Source organism: Thauera aromatica, from assembly GCF_023093595.1.
GTDB classification, from domain to species: domain Bacteria; phylum Pseudomonadota; class Gammaproteobacteria; order Burkholderiales; family Rhodocyclaceae; genus Thauera; species Thauera aromatica_A.
This window is the reverse complement of the sequence record NZ_JALLIK010000108.1, coordinates 73,503-87,535: the sequence shown is the minus strand read 5'-3', so window position 1 is coordinate 87,535 and position 14,033 is coordinate 73,503. Positions and strand designations below refer to the sequence as shown.

The following is a 14,033-nucleotide window of genomic DNA, read 5'->3' as shown; positions in this document are numbered from 1 at the left end:
GTTCATGCGCGGCTCAACAGGTGGAGCAAGACGATGTCGAGCAGCAGCGAAGCCACTACAAGCAGTTTCAATGCCAGCCCGGGATTGCGCGCCACCAGCGGTGTCCGCCGCGGAGTCGCGAGCGGGCGCTGGGCGCCGCGTTCGAGTGCCAGGCGAAACTCTTCCGCGGTCTCGAAGCGCTCCCCCGGCGCACGGGCGCAGGCTTTCAGCAGCACGGCTTCGAGCCAGGCCGGAGTGTCCGGGCGGTAGCGGGTGGGCGGCAGCGGGGTGCCGAACTGCGGACGCTGGAAGGGCTCGATCTCGCCGTAGGGGTAATGCCGCGTCAGCAGCTCGTAGAGCGTGACGCCGCAGGCATAGAGATCGGAAGCCTCGTCCGCGACCTGCCCGGCGAACAGCTCCGGCGCCATGTAGGACGGCGTGCCGGGGGGGCGGGTCTCGTGCAGCGCCTCGCCGGCAGCGGCGGCCACCCCCAGGTCGAGCAGGCGCAGCCGGCCGTCGCGGTCCACGTGCAGGTTGTCGGGCTTGAGGTCGCGATGCACGATATCGAGGCGGTGCAGCGCACCAAGATGGCGCAACAGGGCGCAGCCGAGATCGACCACTTCCGCCACCCGATAACGGTGGCCGCGCCCGAGCGCCGCCTGCAGCGTCTCGCCCGCGTGCCAGCTCATCAGGTAATACAGGTGGGCGCGCGCCGCATGATCGACCACCTGCGGGAAGCCCTGTCCCGGCGCCCGCCGCGCCAGCCACTCCTCGTGCGCCAGGGCGCGGCACGCCTCGTCGTCGCCGTCGAAGTCGGGCAACAGGGTCTTCAGCACCAGAAGCGCGCCATCCGCCTCCCGCCGCACGCGGTAGAGCAGGGTCAGGCGCGAGGCATGGAGCAAGGCCTCGACCCGCAGGCCGTCGATCGCCTCGCCCGCTTTCAGCCGTGGCGGCAACGCCCGGCGGCGGCCATCGGCGAGACGGTCGTGCAGGCTCGCCGCCGGCAGCGCGGCGACCTCCGCCACCAGCGCGCTGGCGTTATCGGTGGTGCCGGCGCGCAGCGCCTCCGCGACCAGCGCATCGGCCGCCGCCTGGGGGTCGGCCGCGTGCCGCAGCACGGTCACGACCCGCTCATCCCCGAGCGCATTCCACACCCCGTCGGTGGCGAGGACAAAGCGGTCGCCGGCGGCAAGCTCGCCGTCGTCGAAGTCGACCAGCAGGCGCCTCTCCAGCCCGACGGCGCGGCGCAGCACGTTGCTCAGTTCGGGATGCGGCCAGGTGTGGTCCTCGGTCAGGCGCAGCAGGGTCCGGTCGCGCCACAGGTAGGCGCGCGCATCGCCGACGTGGGCGAGGTGGAAACGCCGCCCGCGCAGCACCAGCGCGGTGAGCGTGGTCGCCATTCCGGCATATTCGGCGGTGCGCGCCGCCTGCGCCAGGAGCCAGCGATTGGCAGCGGCGAGCACGGCATCGAGCGACTTTTCCACGCTCCAGGTGTCGGGGGTGGAAAAGTAGTCGGCGAGCAGGCTGCGCACGGTGTATTCCGCGGCCTCGCGGCCGTGGGCATGGCCGCCGACACCGTCGGCGACCGCCAGCAGCACCCCCTTGTGCTCGCGCTCGGCCCCCTCGGGCGCAGCCGCGGCAACGAAGTCCTCGTTGTGCGGCCGCGGCCCGGCGTGGGTGGCGTAGCCGAGGCGAACATCGGGCATGAGCGGTTCAGATCCGGGCCGAAGTCAGGTGCGCGGCCCCCCAGGTGGTCCGCCAGCGCGCCTTCACCATGGTCAGCCCGAGCAGCGCGAACACGGCGAGCGCAGCGAAGATCAGGAAGCCGGCCTGGTAGCTGCCGGTCGCCTGGCGGGCATAGCCGAGCGAGGACGCCAGGTAGAAGCCGCCGATGCCGCCCGCCATGCCGACCAGCCCGGTCATCACCCCGATCTCGCGCCGGAAGCGCTGCGGCACGAGCTGGAACACCGCGCCATTGCCCATGCCCAGCGCCAGCATCGCGGCGACGAAGGCGGCAAGCGCCATCCACGCTGCGGGGAGGGCGAAGCTCACCAGCACGAGGAACGCCGCGGCGACCAGGTACATCGCGGTCAGGGTGCGGATGCCGCCGATGCGGTCGGCCACCGCGCCGCCGACCGGGCGCACCACCGAGCCGGCGAACACGCAGGCCGCGGTGAAGTAGCCCGCGGTCTTCGCATCCAGCCCGTACTGGGTGTTGAAATAGATCGTCAGCGAGGAGGCGAGGCCGACGAAACCGCCGAAGGTGACCGAGTAGAAGAACATGAACCACCACGCATCCTTGTCCTTCAGGACCTTGAAATAGTCGCCGAGCGGCTTCGGCGGCGGGCACTCGGGCGCATCCCGGGCGACGACGAGGTAGAACACGAACACCAGCACCAACGGAATCAGCGCCAGGCCGAAGACGTTGCTCCAGCCGAAGGCGAGCGCCAGCCCGGGGGCGAACAGCGCGGCGAGCGCGGTGCCGGAGTTGCCCGCACCGGCGATGCCCAGCGCCGTGCCCTGGTGTTCCGGCGGATACCAGCGCGAGGCGAGCGGCAGAGCAACGGCGAACGAGGCCCCGGCAAAGCCGAGGAAAAAGCCCAGCAGCAGCACCTGATGGTAGCTCGTGATCCCGAACCACCACGCCGCGGCGAGCGCGCCGATGACGATCAGCTGGCCGACGGCGCCGCTGCGCCGGGGCCCGAGGTGATCGACCAGCACCCCCATGACGAAGCGCAGGATCGCGCCGGCGAGCACCGGCAGCGCCACCATGAAACCCTTTTGCGCGTGATCGAGGCCGAGGTCGGCAGCGATCTGCACGCCGAGCGGGCCGAGCAGCACCCACACCATGAAGGCCAGATCGAAGTAGAGGAAGGCCGCCAGCAGGGTGGGCGGGTGGCCGGCGCGGAGAAAGGCCTTTCGGTCCATGAGAAAACTCCCGGAGTTGGATTGCGCAGCAGGACTGCAGGCAGCACGCCGCCGTGCCGTGCCGGAGAGCGGCATGGCCGGTGTGGATGGGGAACGGGAACAGGGAAACGGCGCGCAGCGCGGTGCGGACTCCCGGTCGCGGGACTCAGCTCCTGAGCATGACCTGCCCCGCCACCAGCTTCACCGCGAAGGGCTTGCTGCAGCCGACGTCGGGGGCGAGCACGGCGCCGGTGTCGAGGGCGAGCTTCCAGCCGTGCAGCGGGCAGCTGACTTCGCGACCGTGGACGATGCCCTGCGACAGCGGCCCACCCTTGTGCGGGCACTTGTCGTGGAGGGCGAAGACTTCGTCCGCGGCGGTGCGGAAGATGGCGATGTCGCCGTGGCGGGAGGCGACCACGCGCGCGCCCAGGCGCGGGATGTCGGTGAGCGCGCAGATCGCCTTCCATTCGCCTTCGGTGGCGGCAGGCGGCGTGTCCAGGGGGGTGTCGAGGGTCATGGCGTTTTCTCAGGCGTGGAGGGTTTCGAACGGCGTCTTGAGCGCGGCCTCGGCGTCGGCGGCGGCGCGCGCGGCCCACGGGTCGGCGTAGTCCTGGACCGCGAACAGCAGGCGCTGATGGAGCGCATGCCGGCTCTCGGCGTCATCGACGACGCGCTTTTTCACATGCTCGAGACCGACGCGGTGCACGTAGTGCACGGTGCGCTCGAGATAGAAGCCTTCCTCGCGGTAGAGCTGGAGGAAGGCGGCGGAATACTCCATGACCTCCTCCCGGGTGGCGACCTTGCACAGGAACTGGGCGACTTCGGTCTTGATCCCGCCGTTGCCGGCGACATACAGCTCCCAGCCGGAGTCGACGCCGATCACGCCGATGTCCTTGATCCCGGCCTCGGCGCAGTTGCGCGGGCAGCCGGAAACCGCGAGCTTGACCTTGTGCGGGCTCCACATGCCGAACAGCATCTTTTCCAGGTCGACACCCATCGCCATCGAGCGCTGGGTGCCGAAGCGGCAGTGCTCGGCGCCGACGCAGGTCTTCACCGTGCGGATGCTCTTGCCGTAGGCGTGGCCGGAGGCCATGCCGAGGTCCTTCCACACCTTGGGCAGGTCCTCGCGCCGGACCCCGAGCAGGTCGATGCGCTGGCCGCCGGTCACCTTCACCGTCGGGATCCGGTACTTGTCGGCGACATCGGCGATGCGGCGCAGTTCGTCGGGCGTGGTGATGCCGCCGAGCATGCGCGGCACCACCGAGAAGGTGCCGTCTTTCTGGATGTTGGCGTGGGCGCGCTCGTTGATGAAGCGGCTCTGCGGATCATCCACGGCCTCGTGTGGCCAGGTCGACACCAGGTAGTAGTTGAGCGCCGGGCGGCAGGTGGCACAGCCGTCGGCCGTCTTCCACTCCATGAAGGCGGTCGCGTCCGCAATCGTCAGCAGCTTGTGTTCGCGGATCGCGCGCCGCACCTGGCCGTGCGACAGCTCGGTGCAGGCGCACACCGGCTTGTCGTGCGCACTCACCGCCTGGTAGGCACCGCCGACCGTAGACGCGAGGATCTGCTCGACCAGACCGGTGCACGAACCGCAGCTCGATGCCGCCTTGGTGTGCTGCTTGACCTCGTCCAGGGTGAACAGGCCCTTTTCCTTGATCGCCTTGACGATGGTGCCCTTGCACACGCCATTGCAGCCGCACACCTCGGCGCTGTCGGGCATGCTCGCCGCGCGGTTCTCGCCCTTGTGCCCGGCGTCGCCCAGCCGAGTGCTGCCAAATGAGTGGCCAAACATCAGCTGATCGCGGATCTCGGCGACGCTCTGGCGGTCCCTCATCAGCTGGAAGTACCAGGAACCGTCGGCGGTGTCGCCGTACAGCACCGAACCGACGATGCGGTCGTCCTTGAGCACGACGCGCTTGTAGACCCCGCCCTGCTTGTCGTGGAGCACGATCTCCTCGGTGTCCGGGCCGCCGCTGAAGTCGCCGGCGGAGAACACGTCGATGCCGGTGACCTTGAGCTTGGTCGAGGTCACCGAGCCGCGGTACTGGCCGATACCGAAGTTGGCGAGGTGGTTGGCGCACACCTTGCCCTGCTCGAACAGCGGCGCCACCAGGCCATAGGCCACGCCGCGGTGAGCGACGCATTCGCCGACCGCGTAGATGCGCGGGTCGGTGACGGTCTGCAGCGTGTCCGAAACGTGGATGCCGCGCACCCGGCCGCTGCCGCAGTACAGCCCGGCCGCTTCGGCGAGGGCATAGCTGGGACGGATGCCGGCCGCGACCACCACCAGGTCGGCGGGAATTTCCGTGCCGTCCTTGAAGCGCACCGCACCGACGCGCGCGCCCCCTTCCCCACCCTCGCTGGGGGCAGGGAGCAGCGCCTCGGTGTGGCGGGCGAGCAGGAACTTCATCCCCTTCGCTCCGAGCGAGGACTGCAGCATGTCGGCCGCGGCACGGTCGAGCTGGCGCTCCATGATCCACTCTCCAAGATGCACCACGGTGACGTCCATGCCGCGCAGCATCAGGCCGTTGGCCGCTTCGAGGCCGAGGAGCCCGGCGCCGATCACCACCGCGTGGCGGTACTTGCCGGCGGCTTCGATCATCGCCTCGGTGTCGGCGATGTCGCGGTAGCCGAGCACCCCGGCCAGTCCGTTGCCGGGAATCGGCGGAATGAAGGGGGTGGAACCGGTGGCGAGCAGCAGGCGATCGTAGTCGGCCTCGACGGCGCTGCCGTCGGCGGCCTCGGCGAACACCTTGCGCCGTGCGCGGTCGATTTTCGTCACCGTCGTGCCCGCATGCAGGGTGATGCCGTGCTCGCGGTACCAGGCCAGATCGTTGAGCATGATCTCGGGCAGGGTCATCTCCCCGGCGAGCACCGGCGACAGCAGGATGCGGTTGTAGTTGCCGTGCGGTTCGGCGCCGAACACGGTGATGTCGTACAGGTCGGGGGCGAGCTTGAGCAGCTCTTCGAGGGTACGCACGCCGGCCATGCCATTGCCGACAAGGACGAGTTTGAGCTTTTTCATGACGTTCTCCGCAGGGCTGAATCGATGGACGCTGGCGCATCACGCCGGACACGGTCCTCGGCGATTGCACAGCATCAAACGTGCCAACTGCCCGGAAGCGGCCGATCCGGCGGCTTCCGGGCAGTTCAGGGGGAAAACGTCAAGGGGTTTGCGCCGGGCGGCGCACAGCTGCAGTGCAGCAAAAAGCAGCAGACGCACTGAGCTTGTGCGGCGCCGGGCGGCGCCCGATCAGCCGCGGGCGGGGCCGGCCTCGTCGAGGCGGGCGAGGAGCGCGGCACCGGCGGCGTCGGCCTCGCCCTGCCAGCGGTCGAAATGGAGCAGTTCGCCGAGCGCCAGGCGCGGCAGCCAGCCGGCGGCCTCGAGTTCGGGGCGGTCGTAGAAGTGGCTGACGTAGCCGATGCACAGGTAGGCCACCGGGATGATCTCGCGCGGAATCCCGAGCGCTTCGCGCAGCGCCTGCTGGTGGAAGATGCTGACCCAGCCCACCCCCAGCCCTTCGGCGCGCGCGGCGAGCCACAGGTTCTGCACCGCGCACACCGAGCTGTACAGGTCCATCGCGGCGATGTGGGTGCGCCCGATCACGACCGGGCCGTTGCGGCGGCGATCGCAGGTGATGCACAGATTGACCGGCGCTTCGAGGATGCCTTCGAGCTTGAGCTGCCGGTAGGTGGTGCGCTTGCCTTCCTCGAACATCAGCTCGGCTTCGGCGTGGGCCGCACCGAAGGCCCGATGGATCTGCTGCTTCACCTCCGGCGAGCGCACGAGAACGAAGTCCCACGGCTGCATGAAACCGACCGAAGGTGCGTGATGGGCGGCATTCAGGACGCGCGCGAGCACCTCGTCCGGAATCGGATCGGGCAGGAACTGGCCGCGCACGTCGCGCCGGGTGTGGATCGCGCGATAGACCGCGGCGCGCTCCTCGGCGCTGAACTGCGGATCGGCCTGGATGGACTGCGAAGGGCTGCTCATGAAGTATTCCCCTTGTCGTCGAGCAGTGGACGGCCACCGACCAGGCGGCCGCCTGAAACGCTTCGGGGCCGGTCTTCCGGCTGCGGATCGTCTCGTCCGGACGCCTTCCCGGTCCTCGCGGACCAGTGGCTGAGCGAACCTTGCCCGGACAATCCCCTTCACGGCGCTGGGCGCGCGGCGGACTCGAACCGCCTTCCCGATTCTCCCGCGGCGAGCGCGGGCACCCCGAAGCACATGGCGACGAAGCTTACCCGGAAATCCTCCGCAGCGGGCCCCGTGGGGGCGGCGCGCACCGCCAAGCCCCGGCGTGCGCGCCGCCGCATCGCGCAGGCGCCCGCGCCCCCGGCACCCCGGGGCGGAGCGCGCACCGCCGCTGCCGGAGCCTTCAGCCGCGCTGGCGGCGGGCCTCGAACAGGCAGATCCCGCTCGCCACCGACACGTTCAGGCTCTCGACGCTGCCGTGCATCGGGATGCGGGCGAGCGCATCGCAGGTGTCGCGGGTGAGCCGGCGCAGGCCATCACCTTCGGCGCCGAGCACCCAGGCGAGCGGCCCTTTCTGGTCGATGTCGTAGAGCGTTTGCTCGGCCTCGCCGGCGGCACCGATCACCCACACGCCGGCCTCCTGCATCTCGCGCAGCGCGCGCGCAAGGTTGGTGACGGTGATGTAGGGCACGGTGTCGGCCGCACCGCTGGCGACCTTGACCGCGGTGGCGTTGAGCCCCACGGCGCGGTCCTTGGGCGCGACCACGGCGTGCGCGCCGGCGGCGTCGGCCACGCGCAGGCAGGCGCCGAGGTTGTGCGGGTCCTGGACGCCGTCCAGCACCAGGATCAGCGCGTTCTCGTCGAGGCCGTCGAGCACGTCGGCGAGCTTGATCTCGCGCCGGGTGGCGTCGACCTTGGCGACCACGCCCTGGTGGCGGCGAGTGCCGACCAGGCCGTCGAGCTTGTCGCCTTCGCTCTGGGTGACGCGCGCTCCGGCGGCCTCGGCCTGGGCGAGGAATTTCCGCACGCGCGCATCCTTGCGGTCGGCCGAGAGGAAGACCTCGAGCACCGAATCGGGCGCATGACGCAGCTTGGCGGAGACGGCATGAAAGCCGTAGATCAGTCGGGTGGGAGTGTTCTCGGGTGCTTTAGCCACGGTCGGTGCCCTTTGCGGAAGTCTTGCGCCCGGCACGTCGGGCCGGAGCCACGGACGGAGTCGGGGTCGCGGATTCTAGCGCTTCGGGGACCGGTGCGGCAGCGGCTGCGGCCGCGGCCTTTTTCGCGCGCGGCGTGCGCGGCTTCGCTTCGGTGGCCGGCACGGCCGCGGCCGGGACCGGCGCGTCGGCAGCCGGCGGCGTGCCCGCCTTCCTCACGCGCGACCGGGGCGCCTTCGCCTCGGCGGCAGGCGGGGCTTCGACCGGCGCCGGCTCTGCAACGGTCTTCTTCGTGCGCGCCTTGCGCGGCGTGGACACGGCGGCCGGCGGCGCGGCCGCCGGTGCAGGAGCGAGCTCGGCGGCCGCCTTCTTCGCCCGGGACTTGCGCGACTTGGGCTCCGCGGCCGCCGGCATCGCAGCCGGGGCCTCGGCGGCCAGTGCGGGCGCGGCCACCGGCTCGGCCGCGCGCTTCTTCGGCCGCGCCCTGGGCGGCTTCGCGGCGGCCGCCGGCACCGCGGCTTGCGGCGCTTCAGCTTGCGGTGCCGTAGCTTCGGCGGCCTTCGCCGGCGCTTTCGGCTGCGCCGGCAGCGGCCCCTCGATGAGGCGGAAGTCGATCTTGTTGGTCGCCATGTCGACCCGCACGAGCTGCACCTTGACCCGGTCGGAGAGGCGGAACTGTTTGCCGGTGCGCTCGCCCACGAGGGCGTGGCGGGTCTCGTCGTGGTGGAAGTAGTCGCTGCCCAGATCCGAGATGTGCAGCAGGCCCTCGATGAAGATGTCGTCGAGGGCGACGAAGAGGCCGAAGGGCACGACCGCCGACACGCTGCCGGTGAATTCCTCGCCGACGCGGTCCTGCATGAAGTAGCACTTGAGGAAGGCGACCACGTCGCGCGTGGCCTCGTCGGCGCGGCGCTCGGTCATCGAGCAGTGCAGGCCGATCTGCTCCCAGTCGCCGGGGCGGTATTGTTCACCGGCGAGCGCCGCCTTGATGCCGCGGTGGATCAACAGGTCGGGGTAGCGCCGGATCGGCGAAGTGAAGTGGGTGTAGGACTCGTAGGCGAGCCCGAAGTGGCCGACGTTGTCCGGGCTGTACATCGCCTGCTTCAAGGAGCGCAGCATCACGGTCTGCAGCAGCTGGGCATCGGGGCGGTCCTTGACCTGTTCGAGCAGCTTGGCGAAATCGCTCGCGCGCGGCTCGTCGCCGCCGCCCAGGCCGAGGCCGAACTCCTTGAGGAATTCGCGCAGCTTGGCGAGCTTGTCCTCGGAGGGGCTGTCGTGGACGCGGTACAGCGCCGGGTGCTCGCGGGTCGCGAGGAAGTCGGACGCGCACACGTTGGCGGCGAGCATGCACTCCTCGATCAGGCGATGGGCGTCGTTGCGCACCTCGGGCACGATCTGCGCGATCTTGCCCTGCTCATCGAAAATCATCCGCGTCTCGGTGGTCTCGAAGTCGATCGCGCCGCGTTTGGCGCGCGCCTTGAGCAGCACGCGGAAAAGCTTGTCGAGGTTTTCCAGATGGGGGAGCAGCGCGGCCAGTTCGGCGCGTGCGGCCGCATCCTTGTCGTACAGCGCCGCAGCCACCCGGGTGTAGGTCAGGCGGGCATGCGACCAGATCACCGCCGGATAGAAGCGGTACTGCTTGATCGCCCCGCTGGCCGAGATGTCGATGTCGGCCACCATCGCCAGGCGCTCGACCTGCGGATTGAGCGAGCACAGGCCGTTGGAGAGCTTCTCCGGCAGCATCGGGATCACCCGGCGCGGAAAATACACCGAGTTGCCGCGATCGAAGGCGTCCTGGTCGAGCGCACTGGCGGCGTCGACGTAGTGCGAAACGTCGGCGATGGCGACGATCAGGCGGTAGCCCTTGCCCTGACGCTCGCAATACACCGCGTCGTCGAAGTCCTTCGCGGTTTCGCCGTCGATGGTGACCAGCGGCAGCCGGGTGAGGTCCTCGCGCCCGGCCCAGTCCTTCTTGCGTACCGTGTCGGGGAGTTTGCGCGTCTGCGCCTTGGCTTCCGACGAAAACTCGAAGGGCAGGTCGTGCTTCCTGAGCGCGATCTCGATCTCCATGCCGGGGTCGGCGTAGTTGCCCAGCACCTCGACGATGCGCCCGATCGGCTGGGCGAACTTGGTCGGCTGCTCGACCAGTTCGACGGTGACGATCTGGCCGGGCTCGGGTTTCTTGCGCCCGCCCGGGGCGACCAGGATGTCCTGCGCCAGGCGGCGGTTCTCCGGCACCACGATCATGACGCCGTGTTCGTTGATGACGCGGCCGACGACCCGGGTGTTGGCCCGTTCGAGGACCTCGACGAGCTTGCCTTCGGGGCGGCCGCGGCGGTCGGTGCCGGAGATGCGCACGATCACGCGGTCGCCGTGCAGCACTTCGCGCATCTCCTTGGGGCCGAGGAAGATGTCGGGCTCGCCGTCGTCGCGGCGCAGGAAGCCGAAGCCGTCCGGATGCCCCTCGACACGGCCCTTGATCAGATCGACCTTGGACGGCAAGAGGTAGGCATCGCGCCGGTTGCGGATGATCTGGCCGTCGCGCTCCATCGCGCGCAAGCGGCGGTCGAAGAAATCGAGCTCGTGCGGCGCGATGTCGAGCGCCGCGACGAGTTCCGAGAACGGCATCGGCACGCCGCGCTCGGCGAGGATCTGCAGCACGTACTCGCGGCTGGGAAGCGGATGTTCGTACTGCTGCGATTCCCGCAGGTAGTGCGGATCGGCGAGGCGGATGGCGCTCGCCTGGGCGGCCGCGGCCTTGCGTGCGGCACGGCTGCGGCCGGGGCCCTTCACCGCTCCCTTCGCAACGCCCGTCGCGGCCGGAGGCGTGACGGAAGCAGGACGGTGGCCGTCACCGGCACTCTTGTGCGCCTTCTCGCTGCGGTGGGCGGAGTTCGTGCGCGCGGCCTCTTCGGCTTGCGTCGTGCCGCGCCTGGAAGTGTTTTTTTTCGTTTTGCGAGTCATTGACAATCTTCTTTCGGTGCTTATAATGCGCGTCTTCCTGCCCAGATGGCGGAATTGGTAGACGCACTAGTTTCAGGTACTAGCGCCGCGAGGCGTGGAGGTTCGAGTCCTCTTCTGGGCACCAGTTGTCGGAAAAGCCGCTCTTCGGAGCGGCTTTTTTGTTGTCCGCCGCCAACCGCCGGGGAGTGGCGCTGCTGCATCGCGCGCGGACCGCCTCGATCGACGGCCGGAGCGCGAAAAAATGGGTGAAGCCCTTCCCGCAGGTCGAAGCCTTTGCTATTATGCGCGTCCCTGCCCAGATGGCGGAATTGGTAGACGCACTAGTTTCAGGTACTAGCGCTGCGAGGCGTGGAGGTTCGAGTCCTCTTCTGGGCACCAAACGCAGGGAAAAGCCGGCTGAAAGCCGGCTTTTTTCGTTCACCGGCAAGCGTGCGGCAGCGCTGGCGGAAATGCCGCGGGAGCGGACCGGCCCGCGAACGCCCCATGCGGGGAAGCCGTTCGCGGACAGGACCACTCCCGCGTTTTCTGCGGTGCCGGTCGCGGCTGCGACCGGGCTCGGCGACGAGACGAAATCAGGCGCCAAACGGGTGACGGCGCAGGATGGTTTCGTCGCGCTCGGGGCCGGTCGAGATCACGTCGATCGGGATCTCGCAGATTTCCTCGATGCGATGCAGGTAAGCGCGCGCCTCCTGCGGCAACGCGTCCCAGCTCTGCGCACCGAAGGTGGTGCCGCTCCAGCCCGGCATCGTCTCGTAGATCGGCTCGCAGCGCGTGACCTCCTCCGAGCCCATCGGCAGCAGGTCGATACGCTTGCCGTCGAGCCGGTAGCCGGTGCACAGCTTCAGTTCGGCCAGCCCGTCGAGCACGTCGAGCTTGGTGATGCACAGGCCGGTGACGCCGTTGATGATGATCGAACGTTTCAGCGCGGCCAGGTCGAGCCAGCCGCAGCGGCGCTTGCGCCCGGTGACGGTGCCGAACTCGCGGCCCTTGGTCGACATCTGCTCGCCCGGCACGCCCGGGGTCTCGATGTCGAGCTCGGTCGGGAACGGACCGCCGCCGACCCGCGTGCAGTAGGCCTTGGTGATGCCGAGCACGTAGTGCAGACGACTGGGGCCGACGCCGGAACCGGCCGCGGCCTGGCCGGCGACGCAGTTGCTGGAAGTGACGAACGGATAGGTGCCGTGGTCGATGTCGAGCAGCGTGCCCTGCGCGCCCTCGAACAGCAGCGAGCCGCCCGCCTTGTTGATCGCATAGAGCTCGGCGGAGACGTCGGCCACCATCGGCAGCAGTTCGGCGGCATCGGCCATAGCCTCGTCGAACACCGTCTGGAATTCGACCGGTTCGGCACCGAGGTGCCGGGTCAGGACGAAATTGTGATATTCGAGGTTCGCCTTCAGCTTGGCGGCGAAGCGTTCGCGGTCGAACAGGTCGTAGACGCGCAGCGCGCGGCGCGCGACCTTGTCCTCGTAGGTGGGACCGATGCCCTTGCCGGTGGTGCCGATCTTGTCGCCGGCCGCTTTGGCGGCTTCGCGCGCGCGGTCGAGCGCGCTGTGGTAGCCGAGGATCAGCGGGCAGCCGGGGCTCACGCGCAGGCGCTCGCGCACCTTGATGCCGCCGGCTTCGAGGCTGCGGATCTCGGACAGCAGATGGTGGACGTCGAGCACCACGCCGTTGCCGATGAAGCAGGCCACCCCCTCGCGCACGATGCCCGAAGGCACCAGATTGAGCTTGTATTCGTTGTGGCCGATGACCAGCGTGTGGCCGGCGTTGTGCCCGCCCTGGAAGCGCACCACGCCCTTCGCGTGGTCGGTAAGCCAATCGACGATCTTGCCCTTGCCTTCGTCTCCCCACTGGGTGCCGACGACGACGACGTTCTTTGCCATTTCCTTACTCTCCCTGTAACGGCACGAGCGTCCAGCGCCCGTCCCGTTTCACCAGTTGCCGGTCGCAACCGGCCTCGTTCCAAGTTCCTTCATGCCCCGGCAGCGCGGTGACGACAATCCCGCCACGCGCGCGCAGGGCGGCCACTTCGGCCGCCAGTTCCGGGTCTTCGGCAAGCGGTGCGAGCACCGCACCGACGCTCGCCGGTGAAGACGGCAGATGCCAGGCCAGCTCGCGCAGGTCGAGGCTGAAGCCGGTCGCCGGACGGGCACGGCCGAAAGCCTCGCCGACCCGGTCGTACCGTCCGCCGAGCGCAAGCGCGGCCGGCGAATCGGCGCCGTAAGCGGCGAACACGACGCCGCTGTGGTAGTGGTAGCCGCGCAGGTCGGCCAGATCGAAGCTGATCGGCAGATCGGCCAGCGCGGCGGCAAGCTGGCGCAGTTCCCCCAGCAAGGCGGCAATTTCCGCGTCCTGCGGCAGGCGTGCGGCCGCCACATCGAGCACCTCCGGCCCGCCATAGAGCTCGGGCAGTGCGAGCAGCGCACTGCGCACCGGCTCGGCCACCCCGGCAAGCGCATCGTGCAGCGCCGGCACGTCCTTGGCCTGGAGCAGGTCGAACAATTCTTCCTCGCGCCCCGGCACCAGCCCGGCACGCGCGGCCAACGCATGGAACAGGCCGACGTGGCCGATGTCGATGCGCGACGCCGGCACTTCGGCCAGGCGCAGCACTTCGGCGAGCAGGTGCAGGATCTCGACGTCGGCCTCGATGCCGGCATGGCCGTACAGCTCGGCGCCGAGCTGGAGCGGCTCGCGGGTCGCGGTCAGGGTCGACGGCAGGGTGTGCAGCACGCTGCCGCAGTAACACAGCCGCGACACGCCCCGGCGGTTCAGCAGATGGGCATCGATGCGGGTGACCTGAGGCGTCATGTCGGCGCGCACCCCCATCGTGCGCCCGGACAGCTGGTCGACCAGCTTGAAGGTGCGCAGCTCGAGGTCCCGACCGGCACCGGTGGTGAGCGAATCGAGGTATTCGAGCAGCGGCGGCATCACCAGCTGGTAGCCACGCACCCGGAAGGCGTCGAGCAGCCGGCGCCGGAGCGTCTCGAGCTGATGGGCATCGGACGGCAGGGCATCCTGGATGTAATCGGGCAAGACCCAGCGCATGAGAGTGT

General features: G+C 69.5%; 9 protein-coding genes, 2 tRNA genes and 1 riboswitch. Of the genes, 2 read left to right on the top strand and 9 right to left on the bottom strand.

The window, feature by feature from the left end; all coding sequences use genetic code 11:
• Positions 1-2: 2 nt before the first annotated feature.
• From MXC99_RS13990 to rnr, 7 genes are all read right to left on the bottom strand, one after another.
• On the bottom strand, positions 3-1,685 hold the full coding sequence (locus MXC99_RS13990) for a bifunctional protein-serine/threonine kinase/phosphatase (RefSeq protein WP_247726042.1): 1,683 nt from the start codon (positions 1,683-1,685) through the stop codon (positions 3-5).
• 7 nt (positions 1,686-1,692) lie between these two features.
• Positions 1,693-2,907 carry a nitrate/nitrite transporter gene (locus tag MXC99_RS13985; protein ID WP_247726041.1) on the bottom strand — a complete coding sequence of 405 codons (1,215 nt, stop codon included), beginning with the start codon at positions 2,905-2,907 and terminating at the stop codon, positions 1,693-1,695.
• A 145-nt stretch (positions 2,908-3,052) separates the two neighbouring features.
• Positions 3,053-3,403, bottom strand: a complete 351-nt coding sequence (nirD, locus tag MXC99_RS13980; RefSeq protein WP_247726040.1) for a nitrite reductase small subunit NirD — start codon at positions 3,401-3,403, stop codon at positions 3,053-3,055.
• Positions 3,404-3,412: 9 nt separating this feature from the next.
• Complete coding sequence (nirB, locus tag MXC99_RS13975) at positions 3,413-5,911, bottom strand: nitrite reductase large subunit NirB (protein ID WP_247726039.1); 2,499 nt, start codon at positions 5,909-5,911, stop codon at positions 3,413-3,415.
• A 228-nt stretch (positions 5,912-6,139) separates the two neighbouring features.
• A complete protein-coding gene (gene bluB / locus MXC99_RS13970; protein WP_247726038.1) occupies positions 6,140-6,880 on the bottom strand; it encodes a 5,6-dimethylbenzimidazole synthase in 741 nt (246 codons plus the stop codon).
• A gap of 49 nt (positions 6,881-6,929) precedes the next feature.
• A riboswitch (cobalamin riboswitch) is annotated at positions 6,930-7,123 on the bottom strand.
• A 142-nt stretch (positions 7,124-7,265) separates the two neighbouring features.
• Positions 7,266-8,018: a 23S rRNA (guanosine(2251)-2'-O)-methyltransferase RlmB gene (gene rlmB / locus MXC99_RS13965; RefSeq protein ID WP_247726037.1), complete on the bottom strand. Its 753-nt coding sequence runs from the start codon at positions 8,016-8,018 to the stop codon at positions 7,266-7,268.
• The gene (gene rnr, locus MXC99_RS13960) at positions 8,011-10,980 is read right to left on the bottom strand and encodes a ribonuclease R (RefSeq protein ID WP_247726036.1); all 2,970 of its coding nucleotides are present in this window, start codon (positions 10,978-10,980) and stop codon (positions 8,011-8,013) included. The genes rlmB and rnr overlap by 8 nt, the downstream gene beginning before the upstream one ends.
• Before the next feature lie 39 nt (positions 10,981-11,019).
• On the opposite strand from rnr, the gene MXC99_RS13955 reads away from it, so the two are divergent.
• Positions 11,020-11,104 (top strand) — tRNA-Leu (locus tag MXC99_RS13955).
• A 169-nt stretch (positions 11,105-11,273) separates the two neighbouring features.
• Positions 11,274-11,358, top strand: a tRNA-Leu gene (locus MXC99_RS13950).
• Positions 11,359-11,552: 194 nt separating this feature from the next.
• On the opposite strand, the gene MXC99_RS13945 is transcribed toward MXC99_RS13950, so the two are convergent.
• A complete protein-coding gene (locus tag MXC99_RS13945; protein WP_247726035.1) occupies positions 11,553-12,863 on the bottom strand; it encodes an adenylosuccinate synthase in 1,311 nt (436 codons plus the stop codon).
• 4 nt (positions 12,864-12,867) lie between these two features.
• Positions 12,868-14,025: an ATP phosphoribosyltransferase regulatory subunit gene (locus MXC99_RS13940; RefSeq protein WP_247726034.1), complete on the bottom strand. Its 1,158-nt coding sequence runs from the start codon at positions 14,023-14,025 to the stop codon at positions 12,868-12,870.
• Positions 14,026-14,033: the final 8 nt, after the last annotated feature.